This is a genomic window from Microbacterium sp. AC145, from assembly GCF_979258505.1.
In genome coordinates, this window is sequence record NZ_OZ409859.1 from 3,294,075 (window position 1) to 3,309,791 (window position 15,717).

A 15,717-nucleotide genomic window follows, 5' to 3' on the forward strand; every position below is an offset into this window, starting at 1 on the left:
CCTGCGCTGTGCCCCTCGGCCCGCGGCATCCACCTCCCCCCCGAATCGATCGCGACGTCTCGTCGTGCCCACCCACCACCTGGAGGACCAAGACAGTGAGCGCGAATCCGCGAGCAGAAAGTCGTTCGATGCTGCGCCGGCGGCGCCGAACGGCGCGACGCCTGCGGTGGGCCTCGGCCGTCACGGTCTGCGTCGGCCTGATAGCGGGAGGCGTGGCGGTCGCCACTCCCGCGGTCTCGGCGCCGAGCCATGAGTTCGAGATCACGACCCTCGCGTTCTCGGGCATCGATCAGGCGCCAGGCGACGGCGTGTGCCGCACCGTCGACGGAGCATGCACGCTGCGTGCGGCCCTCGAAGAATCCAACGCGCTGAACGCCGCGCCCGGAGCCGTCGTCATCCGGGTGAAGGCGGGACTCAGCGGTGTCATCCGTCCTGTCATGAGCCGAACCGCAGCCAACTGGATGCAGACCAGTGCCGTGTCGACGTGGGACGACGGCGCCTTCTACCGGATCACCGCGCCGGTGTCCGTCGACCTCGACAATCGGATCTCCATCATCCCCACCTCCGAGTCCGTCGAAGGCGCCGCCTTCGAGATCGACGGGCCGGACGTGTCGTTGAAGAACTTCAGCAACATCCTCTCCAGCGGCACCTCGCTGGTCATGGGGGAGCGCGCGAAACGAGTCACGGTGGCCGGCGGCTCCACCGTCACCAGGGAGAACTACTACCCCGAGCGTTTCGTCGTGTATCGCCAGGGTGCGAGTGACATCGCGGTGCGCGACTACGCGCTGCAGGGTTTCTACCATGAGGGCCAGCAGACCTCCGGGCTGTTCCTGTTCAATGCCACGACCTCGACGCCGATGAAGAACATCACGGTCGAGCGGGTCACGGTCAACTACACGACCGGCGGAACCTGCAGCGGCTCCGATGGGTCGGGATGCCGAACCAACCTGACCACGTTCTCGCCACGCGGGCCGGGCGTCGTGCTCGACGGCTTCTCGTTCACGGACTCGATCGTCAACAACCTCAACGGGGCGACCGCGTTCAAGTTCTTGAACAACAACTCGTCGGGCGTCACGCTGTCGAACCTGAACATCTCGGGAAACCAGTTCCTCAACTCCGTCGGCGACGGCACGGGAGACGAGTACGCGTTCATCACACTGCCCCCGGGCACACTCAGCGGAGAGAACCGCATTTCGCGCAACACCTTCGTCCGTGCGACGTCGGGGCAGACCATGGCGATCCGCTGGGACGGGCTGACACGCAGCGGCACCACTCCGAGCGGACTCAGCATCACCGACAACCACTTCGACGGATACGAGTCGAGCATCCGCCTGTCGCGCAGCGGCCTGACCACCATCTCGGGCAACACGTTCGGCACGCGGTCGGGCTCGCAGGGCCGCCCCGCGACCGGTGAAGAGACCGGTGACGGAGGTGCGCTGCTGGTCGACAACAGCGGGGCCGACTCGAACCAGGCGTCCTCGACCTGGTATCCCGCAGCGAACGCCACCGTGGTGTCGGCTCCATCGAGCTCGGCCCTGGTCGCGACGCCCCGGCCCGGATACTCCGGCGGAACGTGCTCGGCGGAGGTGGCGGTGCAGCGACCCACCGTGAAGCCGTTGCCGGCGGGGCCGGTCGCGCTCGACGTCTACTGGACGGCCGACCGCACCGCCGAGATCTACCTCGGCCGTGTGACCGGTGTGACGGATGCCACGGCATCCATCGCCTTCTCGCTGCCGGTGGGCGCCCAGGCGCTCCCGGGACCGACCATGCCCACCTCTGCACAGGCGGTCAACGCCACCACCGGCGACGTGACGGGATTCATCCGCGTGCAGACGCACGTCGAGACCACGCCGCAGATCACGTCGTCGCAATTCAGCCGAACGGTGCCGGTGTCCGGCAACTGCCGTCCGACGGTCACGCTCGAGCAGGCCGCGGGACAGAATGACCCCACCATGAGCCGCGACCTGCACTGGACGCTGACATCGTCGCTGCCTCTGGACCCGTCGACGGTCACCGTCGATGACGTCACGCTGACGGCCACGGCGACGCCGAGCACGTCGGATCCCGCACGGATCGCGCCCCGGGTGGTCTCCGTGACCCCGGTCGCCGGAAGGGCCGGACTGCAGTTCGACGTGGTGGCGAGGGTCGACGACTCGGCGATGGTCGCAGCGAGCATCGGGGTCGGTGCCCTCACATCCACCTCGGGCCTCACGAACACGAGCGCCGCGACCTCGACCGATGCCGCCGTGACCTTCGACAATCCGCTGCAGGCGACGGCGTCGCGCTTCACCATCGTCACCGGTGACGAGAAGGGCAAGCCGTACGCGATGATGCTCCGCGCCGGTGCCCCGGTCCTGACATCGGATCTGGTCTTCTCGTCCGAGGTCGACGCGGCAGGAATCCAGCATGGGATCACGCTGTCGACCGATTCTCCCGTGATCGCTGCGGGAGCCAGGTCGACGGAGTCGATCGTCGTGACCGCGCCCGCCGGCGACGTCAGAGCGAACACGAAGTCCACGATCTCGGCGACCGCCGCATCGGGCGACACGAACTACGACGGCCTCGTGGTTCCCTCGGTGAACGCATTCCTGTTCTCGACCGATCCCGCGATCGAGATTGACAAGCGGGCATACGTCGCGGTGGCCGACGCCTCGACGCCCTCGACCATCGAGCAGACAGGAACGCCGGCCCTCAGGGGTTCGCGTCTGGTCGACGGCCAGGCCGTGTGCTTCGTGTACACGGTCACGAACCGATCGGCCGACGACTGGACGACGACCCTGCGCGACATCCTCGTCACGGATTCGGACCTTCGCCTCGGCGCGCAGGGCGAGATCGGGGCCATCTCGCAGCTCGCCGTCGGTGAGAGCCGCAAGGTCGCCGCGTGCGGCGCGATCGTCTCGAACGGCACCGCGGACGGATGGGGCCGATGAGCGGCACGTATGCTCGCGTGCGCCCGAGGCGTTCTCCGGTCGTCGTCAGTGTCCTGGCGGTGGCGGCGTTGACCGTGGCGGCCATCGGCGCGGGCACGTATGCGCTGTGGTCGTCGGAGGACACGTTCTCGGGTGCACTGTGGCGTTCGGGCGACCTGTCGATGACGACCCAGCCGGCGTCGTGGAGGCAGATCACGCCCGGGGTGACCGAGCCGCGGTCGGGCGACCTCGCCGAGACGCCCACAGACTTCTTCACCATGCCCGGTGACGTGATCGAGATCACCCAGCCGATCGAGACCTACCTGCGCGGTGAGAACCTGTCGGGCGCACTGAGCGTCGGATTCGCCTCGACCGCAGCCGTTCAGGCGCAGCACTCGGCAGGCGACATCGCGATGTCGCTGCGGGTGGAGGATGCCGAGGGCGTCGTCGTCGCCACCGGCTCGCCGGACGGGAATCCCCTCGCGGTGCCCGGTCTTGCGGGATCGACGGCGGGTGAGCGGGACCGGTGGACGGTCGTCGTGACCGTGCAAGTGCGCGGCGACTACACCTGGACCGGGCTCGGGGACGGAACCGGCGCTGACCTGCGTGATGCCGGCGGGATCTGGGCCGCGGGCGACCTGATCGTGCGCCTCGACCAGGTGCGCGAGAGCGTGGCCGCAGCATGAGGCGGCGGACGATGCTCTCAGTCACCGCCGCGGCGGCGGGCGTCCTGACCTTCGGCGCCGTATCGGCGGCGAACGCACTGTGGACCACGAACGACGCCGTCGTGATCTCCGAGATGCGCACGGGGGCGGTGGCCTTCGCGGCGAGTGCCGGCGCAGAGCGGATGCCGTCTGCCGCGGGCGAGCCCGTCGAGATCCTCCTGCCCGGCACCGAGATCGCGAAGGCTCTCGATGAGGGTGGGCTGCGGACGGATCCCGTCATCTGGCGCTTCGAGGTGTCGGGTGCGGCTCTGGGCATCGCCGGCCTCGACTACGACATCACGCTCGGGCCGCAGGTGTGGCCGGACGGTCGCTCCGGCGAGTTGACCTCCGGGGTCGCCGCCGCGGGAACCCTGCTGGCCGACTCGACCGTGCGCATCTATCCGGCGGGTCTCGGCGACGACTGCTCGGCGATTCCGGCGCCGCTCCTCGCCGCAGAGGGTGAACCTGCCGCGAACGTGCACCTGTTCGACACTTCGGATCGGATTCTGCAGCAGCCGGCGACGAATCCGGCAGGACTCGAGATCACCCAGACCTGGTGCGCCGCGATCACCTGGAACCACCGAGCCGACGGACTCTACGTCTCGGAGGCGAGCGCCCGAGGTCTGGCAGTCGACGACAGCGAGAACCGCGACTTCGACATCTGGGAGGCGGCCGTCGCCTACCCGGCATCGCTCGACGCCATCGGGATCTATGACCATGTCGCCTGGGCGGAGGGAGCCGGCGAGAGCGGCACTCTCGCTCGTGATGACTCGTCGTGGAGCGGGACGGTGCACCCGGACGCCAGCGGGGAACCGGCGCTCGTGATCCGCATCGACCCCCGTGTCACGAACGCGAACCCCGCAGTCACGCCCGGCGATCACGCCTCGAGGTAGGGCGCACGCCACCACATCCGAACCCCGTCGACCTGAATCTCGGTCCACCTCATCGCCAAGGAGCCGTGATGCACGCCTCACACGTCATGTCCCCCGCGCCGTTCGACGTATCCGTAAGTGCGCACTGGGCGGCGGTGGATGCACGTCGCCGCACCCGCAGGGCGTCGGTCATCGCCTGGATCCTGGTTCTCGTGTTGGTGATCGGATTCACCGGCGTGCTCGCGGCGGCCGGCGCGCTCCCCGCTCTGCCGCGCGTCGCGGAACGCGCTGCCCTCGCGACGGCAGGGGGAGCGGCGGACGCCGCGCGGCCGACGGCATCCGATGAACGAGCGCAGGCCAGGCAGGCCGCCTCGACCGACACCGGGGATGGCGCGGCCACCCACCTCGACGGGGCGGGGCGCTCGTCTGCGACCGCCGAGGCGTCGTTCGTCGGTGTCGCGGCGACCGGCGAGGCCGCTCTCGTCCTGTTCGCTGCGGCCGGTGCCCTGCTGTTGCTGCTGGGGCTGTTCCTGCTCGCACGAACGCGGCGGACGTGCGACGACTGCGCGCGCACGGTCGGGCGGGATGAACCCTCGATGGACCTGACCCTGCTGGGATTCGGCGAACTCCGAGTCTGCGGGGACTGCGCGGGGTTCTACAGCGCGGTGTCGCACGCGGAGTCCGCCATCGTCGGCTACTGAACCAGGGCCCTGTCGCACGCAATGTCGGCGATCGGCCCTCGCAATGTTCCTGGCAACGTTCGTGAGGATTGGCCTGGTGGGAGAAGGTTGACCTGTTCGAACCTCCCTTTCGAACACATGCGGATCCGCTTGGACGCCGTCACCGTGTCGCTCTTCTCCCCGATGGTCGACGTTCTCTCCCCTGAGCGTGTGGCGGCGTTCTCCTCCAGTGTGCGGGATGCGCCTCGTGGGCGCCCCCCGCACACTGGAGGGTCACCGGCGCGGCGGGTTCAGCGGCAGCCACTCCTCGAGCGTCGTGCCGAAGATGTGGGCGCCCTCGATCGGGATGAGCGTGCGTTCCTCGATCTGCGCGCCGTAGTACGGGGCACTGTCATCGCGGACGACCGTGCGGGCATCGCCACGGAACGTGAGCGCCCGGCGTGCGAACTCGTCCATGCCGAAGGCCTCAGGACCCGCGATCTCGATGTCGCCGGTCGGCTCACCGGCCGCGGCGCGGGCCACGGCGGTGGCGACGTCCTCTGCGGCGATCGGCTGGATGAGTGCTCCCGGCAGCGTGACGGTGTCGCCCTCGGTCGAGATGTCGGCGATGCTGCCGACGAACTCGAAGAACTGCGTGGCGTGCACGAGGGAGTAGGCGACGCCGGAGTCACGGATGAGCTTCTCCTGAGCGACCTTCGCCGCGAAGTACGCGATGTTCTGCGGGCGGTTCGTGCCGACGATGGTGAGAGCGACGTGGTGCCTCACGCCGGCCGTGGCCTCGGCGGCGAGCAGATTGCGCGTCGACGTCGTGAAGAACTCGAGCACGTCGTCCGGAGCGAACGACGGCGAGTTCGAGACGTCCACGACGACATCCGCGCCGACCAGCACGTCAGCCAGCCCTTCGCCGGTCAGGGAGTTGACACCGGTGTTCGGTGACGCGGCGACGGCGTCGTGGCCGTGCTCGGTCAGCTTCGCGACGACCTTCGAGCCGATGAGGCCGGTGCCTCCGATGACGACGATCTTTGCCATGTCCAAGCCTTTCGTAGAGGTGACACCGGGGTGGCGTCTGTCAGGTATGACCGCGCAGCGGCCGCGGATGTGACGCGGTGGCATCTCACACGACGGCGGGTGTCCGCACGCGCCAGTCGTGGTACCTCGTCGGCGCGATCGTCGCCGTTGCCTCGGGGAGCAGGTCGCGCGCGGCGAGATGCGCGCCGAAGTAGGTGCCCAGAGCATCCGCGACCACCTCACGCTCGTCCTGACGCGCCCGCAGATCGAGGGCGGCGAGCTCCGCGAGGCTGAACACCTCGGGCCCGCCGAATTCGATCATCCCGGAGCGGGGCTCGGCGAGTGCCGACTGCGACACGGCGGTCGCGACGTCGTCGGCAGCCATGGGCTGCACGAGCACATCGGCGACGTGCGCGGCACCTTCCCGCAGGGCGTGATCGGTGATGTTGCGGATGAACTCGAAGAACTGCGTCGCGTGAACGAGGGAGTACGGACGACCGGATGCCGCGATCAGGCGCTCCTGCTGCTCCTTGGCGATGAAATACCCGCCTTGGGCCCGCGCGAGGCGATCGGTGCCGACCACGGAGAGCGCCACGTGATGGGCGACGCCCGCCGCCTCGCCGTAACTGAGCAGGTTCATGGTCGAGGTGTAGAAGAACTCCTGGGCCGCAGCCTCGTCGGTGTACGACGAGTTCGACACGTCGACGACGACCTCCGCCCCCGAGAGTGCGTCGTCCAGTCCTTCTCCGGTGAAGGAGTTCACCCCGGTCGCACGCGAGGCGACGACGATGTCGTGGCCTGAATCGCGCAGGCTGCGCACGACCCTGGTGCCGATCAGTCCGGTTCCGCCGATGACCGTGATTCTCATGTCGCTCCTGTGATCGATGGGATGACGCGGGGTCCGCGCCTACCTGTTCTGACCGGTGAGGCGCGTCGGATGTGACGGGATGCGCCTCGTTCGTCACAGATGCGTCGCCCCGTCGGTCATCACTGATGACGGGTGCAGAAGTCGCGCCGTCGTGCTCGGAGGTGATGCGGTGATGCGGCAGGCAGTGGAGAGTGAGCATGTGACGGCGATGACGGAAGACGGCGGGCGGCACGGCGACCTCGACACCGCGGTGCAGATCTTCGCCGCGCAGCGGCGGCGGCTGTTCGGCATCGCCTACCGGATGCTCGGCACGGTGGCCGACGCGGAGGACATCGTGCAGGAGACGTGGATCCGCTGGCAGAACACCGACCGGATGCAGGTGAAGGAGCCTGCCGCCTTCCTGTCGACCGTCACCACCAGGCTGTCGATCAATGTGCTGCAGTCCGCCCATGCGAAGCGGGAGACCTACATCGGCCCGTGGCTGCCCGAACCGGTGAACACCGACGACGACCCCGCCCTCGGCGCCGAGCGTGCGGAGGCGCTGCAGTTCGCGATCCTCCTGACCCTCGAGAAGCTCACGCCCACCGAGCGCGCGGCGTACATCCTGCGCGAGGCCTTCGACTATCCGTATCCACGCATCGCCGAGATCATCTCGTCGAGTGTGGTCAGTGCGCGGCAGCTGGTCAGCCGCGCCCGCGCTCATCTGACCTCGGCCAAGCAGACCGAGGTCGAACCCTCGCACCAGCGGCGCCTGCTCGAGGCGTTCCTCACCGCGGCCCAGAGGGGCGACGCGCAGGAGCTCGAGAAGCTGTTCGCCGATGACGTGGTCAGCTACACCGACGGCAACGGCGTGAAGCTCGCCGCGAGGATCCCGGTGATCGGACGGGGGAGGGTGGCGAAGTTCGTCGCGGCGTTCGCGCATCACTTCTGGACGGGCAAGACCATCGACTGGGTCGAGGTCAACGGTCAACCGGCGGCGACGCTCACCGAGGACGGCGAGGTCACGACGATGGTGACCGTCACGACGTCCGGCGACGGCATCGAGCAGCTGCTCTGGGTGATGAGCCCGCAGAAGCTCGGACACGTCACCGCGGTCGGCGCATGACACGCAGGCAGTACCCGGCGTGGGTGCGCCGGAGACGTCGTGGAGCTGCAGACGGGACGATCATGGAAGACCTGGCGATCGCGCTGACGGTCGGCGACCAGGCCGGCATCCGCGCCATGCTCCGGTTCGACGTCGTTCTGGTCGTCGACAGCGGTGGTCTGATGCCGGAGTCCTCGACCCCCGTCGAGGGGCGCGCTGCAGCATCCGCCGGGCTGGTCGCGCTGGCGACGGCTGAGACCTCGGGGACGACGGCGTCGATCAACGGCGTTCTGGGCGTCGTGCTCATGCGAGACGGTGCGGTCGTCGCGGCGATCACCGCAGAGAGCCGTTCGAGTCTGCTGTCGAACGTCTGGGTCGTGTGCAATCCCGACAAGCTGAGGCACTGGAATCGGGGTTCCGCTGGCTAGAGCGCGATGTCGTCAGAGGAGGCCAGCGGAATCCACTCGGTCGATCGGATGCTGCCTCGGCGCAGCACATCGGCGTCGACGAGTGCCCCGAAGTCGACACCGGTGATCCCCGCGATGTCGCTGACCGGCACCTGGAACGTGCGGAAGGCACCCAGAGGCGGCACGGCGAAGAGGCCGTCGGCGGTCTCGACGAGCTCGGTCTGGTCGAGGATGAAACCGGCGGATGCCAGGCCGTCGGGCCCCTGCCATGCCGCCACCTTCCAGAACCGGAGGGGGATGCGGATGCCGCGATACGCGGGGTCGTCGTCCGCGAGCACGGGCGCGGTGAAGACCGAGAGGTGCTGATCGGTGGTCTCGGCGTACTCGATCACGTGGTCTTCGAGACCCAGCCAGAGCTCCTTCGACTGGTTGAAACCGGCCGCCTGCGGAGCCGCATTCGGATAGAAGAACGTGGCCTCGGTCGCCGCGCGGGCCTCCTCGACATCGCCCCACCCGGGGTCGCGCCTGCGCACCAGGTGTCCGCGGTCGAGATCGTTGCGTGCATAGACGTCTGGGCCGGTCTGCAGTTCGTCGTCGACTCGAGGGTCGAGACGCCACTCGCCGCTGCGCGGCACCTCGCGCAGCAGCGCTCCGTCGATGTTCACACCGGTCACAGCGGCCAGCCGGCGGTCGGTGTCGAGCAGCACCGTGAAGCGCGGGTAGGTCAGCTCGGTCGCATCCGGCGTCGGCTGAGGCAGGGGAACGCGCGTCGGAAGGAAATCGAGGTCGTATCCGTCTGCCATACCGACATATTGCCTTGGGTCGCCGACATCGACGAGGGGGTTGCCGCGCGCAGGAACGCCCCTCCCGATCGTCTCGGGAGGGGGCGTTCGCACTCAGCGGCTCACGGGGTCGGCATGCCGCCGTTGACGTTGAGCGTCTCGCCGGCGACGTAGCTCGACTCCGCCGAGGCGAGGAACACGTAGGCGGAGGCGAGCTCGGCGGGCTGGCCCATGCGGCCGAGAGGGGTGTCCTCCCCGAACTCCGGGAGCTTCTCCTGCGGCTGTCCGTCGCTGGGCTGCAGAGGCGTCCAGATCGGGCCCGGTGCCACGGCGTTCACCCGGATGCCCTTCGGGGCCAGCTGCTGCGCGAGCCCCTTCGTGAACGCGTTGATCGTCGCCTTCGTCGACGCGTAGTCGACCAGGATGTCCGACGGGGAGTACGCCTGGATCGACGTCGTGTTGATGATCGTGGAACCGGCCGGAAGGTGCGGAAGCGCCGCCTTCGTGATCCAGAACATCGCGTAGACGTTGGTCTTGAAGGTGTCGTCGAACTGCTCGTCGGTGATCTCGGTGAGCGACTCCTGATAGACCTGCTTGCCGCCGTTGTTGACGAGGATGTCGAGGCCGCCCAGCGCGCCGACCGCCTCCGCTACGAGCGTGCGGCAGTACTCGGCATCCCGCAGGTCGCCCGGGATCTGAGCGACGGTCGCGCCCGCTTCGCGCAGGATGCCGGCGATGCGCGCCGCATCCTCTTCCTCCTCCGGGAGGTACGACAGCGCGACGTCCGCTCCCTCGCGGGCGAACGCGATGGCGGTGGCCGCTCCGATGCCGGAGTCGCCGCCGGTGATGAGCGCCTTGCGACCGGTCAGGCGGCCGGTGCCGCGGTAGGTGTCCTCACCGAGGTCGGCCTTCGGCGCGAGATCCGCGTCGAGCCCCGGCTCGGGCATGTGCTGCTTCTCGGGCTCGATGTCGGAGTAGAGCTCGGCGGGGTTCACGAAGGTGTACTGGTCACGAGACATGGGGGTTCCTCTCGGTCGCTGCGTGGGGGTGTGGCTCCAGCGTGCGTCGACGTGGCGATCTCGACCAGCGCCTTGCGCCGCGTGGGCGGGGTCGCTAGGGGTCGACCCGAGCGGATGCCGGGAGTAGCCTCGCCGCATGGGCCGACTCATCTACTCCATGATCACGTCGCTCGACGGCTATGTCAGCGGGCCCGACGGAGGCTTCGACTGGGCGCTCGACGATGAGCTGCACGACTTCATCAACCGGCAGTTCGCCGACGTCGGCACGTATCTCTACGGCCGGCGCATGTACGAGACGATGGTCTATTGGGAGACCGCGCACCTCGAACCGGATCAGCCGCAGGTCGGGATCGACTACGCGCGGGTCTGGCAGGCGGCCGACAAGGTCGTGTTCTCGACGACGCTCGCCGAGGTGTCGAGTGAGCGCACACGTCTCGAGCGCAGTTTCGATCCTGCGACCATCGAGCGCTGGAAGGCCGAATCCGACGCCGATCTCACGGTCGACGGGCCCACCCTGGCGGAGGCGGCGATCCGCGCCGGACTCGTCGACGAGTTCGGGCTGTTCATCGGCCCGGGGATCGTCGGAGGCGGCAAGCCGTTCTTCCCCGACGGCGTGCACGTCGACCTCGAGCTGCTCGACGACAGGCGGTTCCGCAGCGGGGTGATGTTCCTCCGCTACGCGACGAAGCGGTGACGACTGCGGCGACGGCTGTGCTGAAGACCGCGGTCAGGGGCGGACGCGAACGGTGCGGCCCTCGAAGGTGACCAGGTCGCCGTCGTGCAGCTGGCGCCCACGACGTCGATCGACCTCGTCGTTGACCTTCACGAACCCGTCGATCACGACCTCCTTGGCGTTGCCGCCCGAGTCGAGCAGTCCCGAGAACTTCAGGAACTGGCCGAGGCGGATCATCTCTCCGCCGATGGAGACGTCGTCGATCGGGTCGGAATGCGTCATGACTGAAATGGTAGTCGCCAGACGCGTCGAGCCGCCGACCCGTGGGGGCGGCGGCTCGAAGAACGACGGCGGTCTGGGGGTGTCGGTCGCTCAGTCGTCGATGTCGGTGCCGACCACGGCGAAGTCGGCGCCGAAGTCGATGTCGATCGAGCGGTTGTCGCTCGTCAGCACCGACGCGTCATAGGGGCTCACGTCGTCGCTGTCGACGTCGAGGTCGGTGATCATGCCGTCAGCCTCGGCGAGTGCTGCCTCCACGAGAGAGCGGATGGTCGCCTCGTCGAGGGTCAGCGTCGGCGCGGAGTCGTCGTCCTGCTCGGTAGAGATGACGGTGGCGGCGAGGTCGTCATCCACCCGCACCTCGGACTCGCTGCCGTTCGCAGCGATCAGCTGCACCTCCCACGTGCCGTCGCGCTTCGCGTCGATCGAGGTCACGTCGCCCTCAGCGGCTCCGCGAGCGGCATCCGCGATCTCGACGAGCTCGTCGGCCGAGTCGGTGCCGATGCCGGTCACCGGGCCGCCGCCCTGGGGAGCGCCCTGCTGGCCGCCGTCATCGTCGCGGTCGTCGCCGGGCTGGCCGCCGCGATCCTCGTCGCCGCGCGGTCCGTCCACCGCCGAGGGGCGGTCGTCGTCATCGCCGAACTCGTCGCCGATCGCAGCGCCCACGGCCACACCGCCACCGACGAGCACCACGGCCGCCGCGATTCCGCCGCCGATGAGCAGGGCGCGCTTGCGTCCACGCTTCGCGGGGGCAGTCGCCTCAGTCGGCGCCGCGGCGGCGGGAAGCGGCTCGACCGGCACGGTCTGCGCGTCGGCGGCAGGAGCCGGAGGTGCGGGGGGTGCAGGCGGCGCCGGGGGAGTCGAGTTCGTGGGGAGGTTCTCGGGCGTCTGGTCGGGGGTCGGGTTCTTGTCGTTCATGTCTCGATGCTCTCGCGGGGGTGCTGAAGCCACCCTGAAGCGTCCTGAAGAGCTCTTCAGGAAGACGCTCGCCCGGGTCAGTGTCCGCGGAGGCCGGGTGCCCACGTACCGTCTGCAGGATCCGGGCACGGATGCAGGACGAGAACACGTGTCTGTTCCTGCATCCGTGCGTCGGTCCTGCAAACGGCTCAGGGTCGCCGGGTCAGCCGCGCACAGCGCTCGCCACGTCGGAGAAGGATGCCGGCACATAGCCGCCATGCGCCTGCTCGCCGTGCACGAGTTCGCCCGAGCCCGTCTCGGCGCTGCCGAGTACACCCCACGGGTCGACGATCCGCACGTCGTGACCGTCGAGATGCAGGCGACGGACGCCCTCGAGCAGCATCCGCTTGGCGATGTCGTTGGCGCGCTGCACCCGGTCGAGGTCGACGATCACCGGCTCATCGCCCGCGGGCTCCTCGGCGAAGCCCCGCAGCACGCGCTCCGCCTCCATGAAGTGCAGGTCGCCCGCGATCTCGTGCACGGTGGCGCCGTCGTGCTCGACCCTCCGCGACACCGAGCGTGCGGTCTCGGTCGAGGTCATGAGGTGCAGGCCGAGATCGTGGTTCATGCGCTCGAACATGCGCACTCCCCGCGTGCTGTTGCCGTGCGGGTCGAGGCGTGGCGAGAACACGGCGATGCCGACCTGACCCGGCAAGACGCCCATGAGGCCGCCGGCGACGCCGCTCTTGGCGGGGATGCCGACCGAGGTGAGCCAGTCGCCCGCCGAGTCGTACATGCCGCAGGTGGTCATGACGCTCAGCACCTGCCGGTTGATGGCGGGATCGATCACCTGGACTCCGTCAGGCGTGCGACCGCCCGCAGCGAGCACCGATCCCATCCGGGCGAGGTCGCGGACCGTGACCGACACCGAGCACTGTCGCGTGTACCCGCGTACGACGTCGGCCGGGTCGGCGTCGAGCGTGCCGACCGTGCGCAGCATGTAGGCGAGTGCCATGTTGCGGTCGGCGGCCGAGAGCTCGGACTCGAACACGTCCTCCGCGATCGAGAGTTCGCGGCCGGCGAGACGGCTGTAGAGGTCGAGGATGCGCTCGACGCGCGCCTCCGCATCGTCGCCCTGCACCAGTGCGTGAGCCGCCAGCGCGCCCGCGTTGATCATCGGATTGCGGGGTCTGCCGGTCTCGGGTTCGAGGGAGATCTCGTTGAACGCGTCGCCCGAGGGCTCGACGTCGATGTGGTCGAGCACGGTCGCGAGCCCCTGATCGGCGATTGCGAGTGCGTAGGTGAACGGCTTCGAGATCGACTGGATCGTGAACTCCACGTCGGCATCGCCCGCGACATAGACCTCGCCGTCGAGCGTCGCGACCGCGATGGCCAGCTGGTCGGGGTCGGCGTGCGCGAGTTCGGGGATGTACGAGGCGACCTCGCCGGCATCCTCCCCGCATGAGTCGAGCAGCACGGTGAGGTAGTCGATCATGGGGGTCTGCATGTGCTCCATGCTCCCATGAGGGTTCAGTCCGAGAGCGGCAGCGAGACGACGAAGCGGGCGCCGCCCCATCGGGAGTCGTCGACCGACACGGTTCCGCCGCTGGCCGCAGCGATGCCCTGCACGATCGCGAGACCGAGACCGCTGCCACCGGCATCCCGGCTTCGTGCCTCGTCGAGACGCACGAAGCGCTCGAAGATGCGCTCGCGCTCGTCCGGCGGCACGCCGGCACCGTCGTCCTCGACGGTCACGAACACCCAGCCGTCCTGCGGAATGACGCTGATCGCCATGCGACCTGCGCTGTGCCGGGCGGCGTTGTCGGCGAGGTTGCGCAGCAGCTGGCCGAGCAGGCGGGGGTCGCCGGTGACGCGCGCGGCTCGGATGCCGGTGCCGTCGATGTCGACCCCACGCGCCCTCAGCCGCCGCACCTCACCCAGGGCGAGGTCATCGAGATCGATCGCCTCGTGGTGCGTGCCGCCGCCCTCATCGAGCCGGGCGAGCAGCAGCAGCGACTCGACGATCCCCTGCAGACGCAGCCCCTCGTCGGAGACCACCTCTGCGAGTTCGCCGATGCTGGTGGTCGCGGGATGCGCCTGCGCGAGCTCGGCGTGCTGGCGGATGGTCGCCAGCGGTGAGCGCAGCTCGTGCGATGCGTCTGACACGAAACGGCGCTGCGCCGTGGCCGACGAGTCGAGGCGATCGAGCATCCGGTTCATGGTCGTCGCGAGCGCCGCGATCTCATCCGACGACGGCGGCACCTCGACACGTCGATGCAGGTGCTCGGCGGTGATGCCGTCGACCTCTTCGCGGATGCGGGTGACGGGCTTCAGTGCCCGCCCCACCACGAGCCAGGTGGTCACGGCCACGAGCACGAGCAGCAGGGGGAGCGCGACCGCGAGCAGCACCGCGACCGTCGACAGTGTCTCCTCGTCGTCTTCGATCGGCACGGCGAGGACGAGGGTCTGGTCGTCGTCGAGGTCGTCGGAGACGACGAGCATCGGCTCGCCGCCGATCGTCAGGGTCTGCGGGGCGGCGGAGACGGGCAGAGCGGTCGCTCGCAGTTCGTCGCGCGCGTCTTCACTGGCGGCCCGCACGGTGCCCTCCTCGCCGATGATCTGCACGATCTCATCGTCGAGAGTGTCGATGCCGCGCTCGCCGCCGGGGCCGCCGCCGGGCCCGTCGACGCGTTCGATGAGCTCGTCGAGCCGCTGCTCGGCGGCCCGCTCGGCGCTGGCATGGATGCTGGAGCTCAGGATGCCGTAGAACGAGAACGCTCCGATGAGCAGTGCGACGGCGACGACGAGTGTCGCGCCGAGGGTCGTGCGGGCACGCACCGACTTCCAGGGACGGCTAGCCACCGTCTGCCGCCAATCTGTAACCGGCGCCACGGATCGTCTCGATCGCCTCGCGCCCGAAGGGCTTGTCGAGCTTGCGGCGGAGGTGGCCCACGTAGACCTCGACGATGTTCGGATCGCCGTCGAAGTCGTCGTCCCAGACGCCCTCGATCAACGCGCGCTTCGAGAGCACCTGGCCTCGGTGGCGCATCAGGTACTCGAGCACGGCGAACTCGCGGGCGGTCAGGGTGACGGGCGTCTCGCCCCGCCACACGTGATGGGAGGAGGGGTCGAGCTTCAGGTCTCCGGCTTCGAGAACGGCAGGGCGCGCGACGGCCCCGCGGCGCACGAGAGCGCGGATGCGCGCCACGAGGATCGCGAAGGAGAACGGCTTGGTGACATAGTCGTCTGCGCCGGTCTCGAGGGCCTCGACCTGATCCCACTCGCCGTCCTTCGCAGTGAGCATCAGAACGGGGGTCCAGTTCTCCTCAGCGCGCAGCGCCTCGCACACCTTCCACCCGCTCATGCCGGGCATCATGAGGTCGAGCACGATCGCGTCGTAGCGGGTCTCGCGCGCCCGCCACAGTCCGTCGACGCCGTTGTTCGCCACGTCGACCGCGAAGCCCTCGGCCTCGAGGCCCCGGCGCACGGCGTCGGCCAGCCGCACCTCGTCGTCAACCACCAGGATCCGCATTCC

General features: G+C 69.1%; 16 protein-coding genes. 7 read left to right on the forward strand and 9 right to left on the reverse strand.

What is annotated here, in order from left to right; translation table 11 throughout:
- Positions 1–128: 128 nt before the first annotated feature.
- The 4 genes from ACZZZN_RS15850 to ACZZZN_RS15865 all read left to right on the forward strand — a co-directional run bounded on the left by ACZZZN_RS15850 (position 129) and on the right by ACZZZN_RS15865 (position 5,186).
- On the forward strand, positions 129–2,930 hold the full coding sequence (locus ACZZZN_RS15850; RefSeq protein WP_463506094.1) for a right-handed parallel beta-helix repeat-containing protein: 2,802 nt from the start codon (positions 129–131) through the stop codon (positions 2,928–2,930).
- Complete coding sequence (locus ACZZZN_RS15855; protein WP_463506095.1) at positions 2,927–3,595, forward strand: SipW-dependent-type signal peptide-containing protein; 669 nt, start codon at positions 2,927–2,929, stop codon at positions 3,593–3,595. Before ACZZZN_RS15850 ends, ACZZZN_RS15855 begins: the two co-directional genes overlap by 4 nt.
- Before the next feature lie 11 nt (positions 3,596–3,606).
- Positions 3,607–4,506: a hypothetical protein gene (locus tag ACZZZN_RS15860; RefSeq protein ID WP_463506096.1), complete on the forward strand. Its 900-nt coding sequence runs from the start codon at positions 3,607–3,609 to the stop codon at positions 4,504–4,506.
- A 68-nt stretch (positions 4,507–4,574) separates the two neighbouring features.
- Positions 4,575–5,186, forward strand: coding sequence for an LPXTG cell wall anchor domain-containing protein (locus tag ACZZZN_RS15865; protein WP_463506097.1), 612 nt, complete (start codon positions 4,575–4,577; stop codon positions 5,184–5,186).
- Between the two features lie 252 nt (positions 5,187–5,438).
- On the opposite strand, the gene ACZZZN_RS15870 is transcribed toward ACZZZN_RS15865, so the two are convergent.
- The gene (locus ACZZZN_RS15870) at positions 5,439–6,194 is read right to left on the reverse strand and encodes an SDR family oxidoreductase (protein WP_463506098.1); all 756 of its coding nucleotides are present in this window, start codon (positions 6,192–6,194) and stop codon (positions 5,439–5,441) included.
- 85 nt (positions 6,195–6,279) lie between these two features.
- A complete protein-coding gene (locus tag ACZZZN_RS15875) occupies positions 6,280–7,041 on the reverse strand; it encodes an SDR family oxidoreductase (protein ID WP_463506099.1) in 762 nt (253 codons plus the stop codon).
- 208 nt (positions 7,042–7,249) lie between these two features.
- On the opposite strand from ACZZZN_RS15875, the gene ACZZZN_RS15880 reads away from it, so the two are divergent.
- Together ACZZZN_RS15880 and ACZZZN_RS15885 are read left to right on the forward strand one after the other, a co-directional pair.
- Positions 7,250–8,146: an RNA polymerase sigma-70 factor gene (locus ACZZZN_RS15880; RefSeq protein ID WP_463506609.1), complete on the forward strand. Its 897-nt coding sequence runs from the start codon at positions 7,250–7,252 to the stop codon at positions 8,144–8,146.
- A complete protein-coding gene (locus ACZZZN_RS15885; RefSeq protein ID WP_463506100.1) occupies positions 8,143–8,553 on the forward strand; it encodes a sigma-70 family RNA polymerase sigma factor family protein in 411 nt (136 codons plus the stop codon). The genes ACZZZN_RS15880 and ACZZZN_RS15885 overlap by 4 nt, the downstream gene beginning before the upstream one ends.
- Here ACZZZN_RS15885 and ACZZZN_RS15890 read toward each other — a convergent pair.
- On the reverse strand, positions 8,550–9,335 hold the full coding sequence (locus ACZZZN_RS15890) for a DNA/RNA non-specific endonuclease (RefSeq protein WP_463506101.1): 786 nt from the start codon (positions 9,333–9,335) through the stop codon (positions 8,550–8,552). The genes ACZZZN_RS15885 and ACZZZN_RS15890 overlap by 4 nt on opposite strands.
- 101 nt (positions 9,336–9,436) lie before the next feature.
- Positions 9,437–10,333 carry an SDR family oxidoreductase gene (locus ACZZZN_RS15895; protein WP_463506102.1) on the reverse strand — a complete coding sequence of 299 codons (897 nt, stop codon included), beginning with the start codon at positions 10,331–10,333 and terminating at the stop codon, positions 9,437–9,439.
- A 136-nt stretch (positions 10,334–10,469) separates the two neighbouring features.
- Here ACZZZN_RS15895 and ACZZZN_RS15900 point away from each other — a divergent pair, with 136 nt between their 5' ends.
- Positions 10,470–11,027 carry a dihydrofolate reductase family protein gene (locus ACZZZN_RS15900; protein WP_463506103.1) on the forward strand — a complete coding sequence of 186 codons (558 nt, stop codon included), beginning with the start codon at positions 10,470–10,472 and terminating at the stop codon, positions 11,025–11,027.
- Between the two features lie 33 nt (positions 11,028–11,060).
- On the opposite strand, the gene ACZZZN_RS15905 is transcribed toward ACZZZN_RS15900, so the two are convergent.
- The 5 genes from ACZZZN_RS15905 to ACZZZN_RS15925 all read right to left on the reverse strand — a co-directional run bounded on the left by ACZZZN_RS15905 (position 11,061) and on the right by ACZZZN_RS15925 (position 15,714).
- Positions 11,061–11,288 (reverse strand): RNA-binding S4 domain-containing protein, encoded by a 228-nt coding sequence (locus ACZZZN_RS15905; RefSeq protein WP_463506104.1) that lies wholly within the window; start codon positions 11,286–11,288, stop codon positions 11,061–11,063.
- Between the two features lie 90 nt (positions 11,289–11,378).
- Positions 11,379–12,203, reverse strand: coding sequence for a PepSY domain-containing protein (locus ACZZZN_RS15910; protein ID WP_463506105.1), 825 nt, complete (start codon positions 12,201–12,203; stop codon positions 11,379–11,381).
- A gap of 202 nt (positions 12,204–12,405) precedes the next feature.
- The gene (locus ACZZZN_RS15915) at positions 12,406–13,689 is read right to left on the reverse strand and encodes a glutaminase (protein ID WP_463506106.1); all 1,284 of its coding nucleotides are present in this window, start codon (positions 13,687–13,689) and stop codon (positions 12,406–12,408) included.
- Positions 13,690–13,712: 23 nt separating this feature from the next.
- Complete coding sequence (locus tag ACZZZN_RS15920; protein ID WP_463506107.1) at positions 13,713–15,044, reverse strand: sensor histidine kinase; 1,332 nt, start codon at positions 15,042–15,044, stop codon at positions 13,713–13,715.
- Complete coding sequence (locus tag ACZZZN_RS15925; RefSeq protein ID WP_056311091.1) at positions 15,037–15,714, reverse strand: response regulator transcription factor; 678 nt, start codon at positions 15,712–15,714, stop codon at positions 15,037–15,039. Before ACZZZN_RS15925 ends, ACZZZN_RS15920 begins: the two co-directional genes overlap by 8 nt.
- Positions 15,715–15,717 lie beyond the last annotated feature (3 nt).

Excerpts from the sequence above, each read along its gene's own strand:
- ACZZZN_RS15850 (WP_463506094.1), top strand. The coding sequence starts at position 129 with ATGCTGCGCCGGCGGCGCCGAACGGCGCGACGCCTGCGGTGGGCCTCG.
- ACZZZN_RS15855 (WP_463506095.1), top strand. The coding sequence starts at position 2,927 with ATGAGCGGCACGTATGCTCGCGTGCGCCCGAGGCGTTCTCCGGTCGTC.
- ACZZZN_RS15860 (WP_463506096.1), top strand. The coding sequence starts at position 3,607 with ATGCTCTCAGTCACCGCCGCGGCGGCGGGCGTCCTGACCTTCGGCGCC.
- ACZZZN_RS15865 (WP_463506097.1), top strand. The coding sequence starts at position 4,575 with ATGCACGCCTCACACGTCATGTCCCCCGCGCCGTTCGACGTATCCGTA.
- ACZZZN_RS15870 (WP_463506098.1), bottom strand. The coding sequence starts at position 6,194 with ATGGCAAAGATCGTCGTCATCGGAGGCACCGGCCTCATCGGCTCGAAG.
- ACZZZN_RS15875 (WP_463506099.1), bottom strand. The coding sequence starts at position 7,041 with ATGAGAATCACGGTCATCGGCGGAACCGGACTGATCGGCACCAGGGTC.
- ACZZZN_RS15880 (WP_463506609.1), top strand. The coding sequence starts at position 7,250 with ATGACGGAAGACGGCGGGCGGCACGGCGACCTCGACACCGCGGTGCAG.
- ACZZZN_RS15885 (WP_463506100.1), top strand. The coding sequence starts at position 8,143 with ATGACACGCAGGCAGTACCCGGCGTGGGTGCGCCGGAGACGTCGTGGA.
- ACZZZN_RS15890 (WP_463506101.1), bottom strand. The coding sequence starts at position 9,335 with ATGGCAGACGGATACGACCTCGATTTCCTTCCGACGCGCGTTCCCCTG.
- ACZZZN_RS15895 (WP_463506102.1), bottom strand. The coding sequence starts at position 10,333 with ATGTCTCGTGACCAGTACACCTTCGTGAACCCCGCCGAGCTCTACTCC.
- ACZZZN_RS15900 (WP_463506103.1), top strand. The coding sequence starts at position 10,470 with ATGGGCCGACTCATCTACTCCATGATCACGTCGCTCGACGGCTATGTC.
- ACZZZN_RS15905 (WP_463506104.1), bottom strand. The coding sequence starts at position 11,288 with ATGACGCATTCCGACCCGATCGACGACGTCTCCATCGGCGGAGAGATG.
- ACZZZN_RS15910 (WP_463506105.1), bottom strand. The coding sequence starts at position 12,203 with ATGAACGACAAGAACCCGACCCCCGACCAGACGCCCGAGAACCTCCCC.
- ACZZZN_RS15915 (WP_463506106.1), bottom strand. The coding sequence starts at position 13,689 with ATGCAGACCCCCATGATCGACTACCTCACCGTGCTGCTCGACTCATGC.
- ACZZZN_RS15925 (WP_056311091.1), bottom strand. The coding sequence starts at position 15,714 with ATGCGGATCCTGGTGGTTGACGACGAGGTGCGGCTGGCCGACGCCGTG.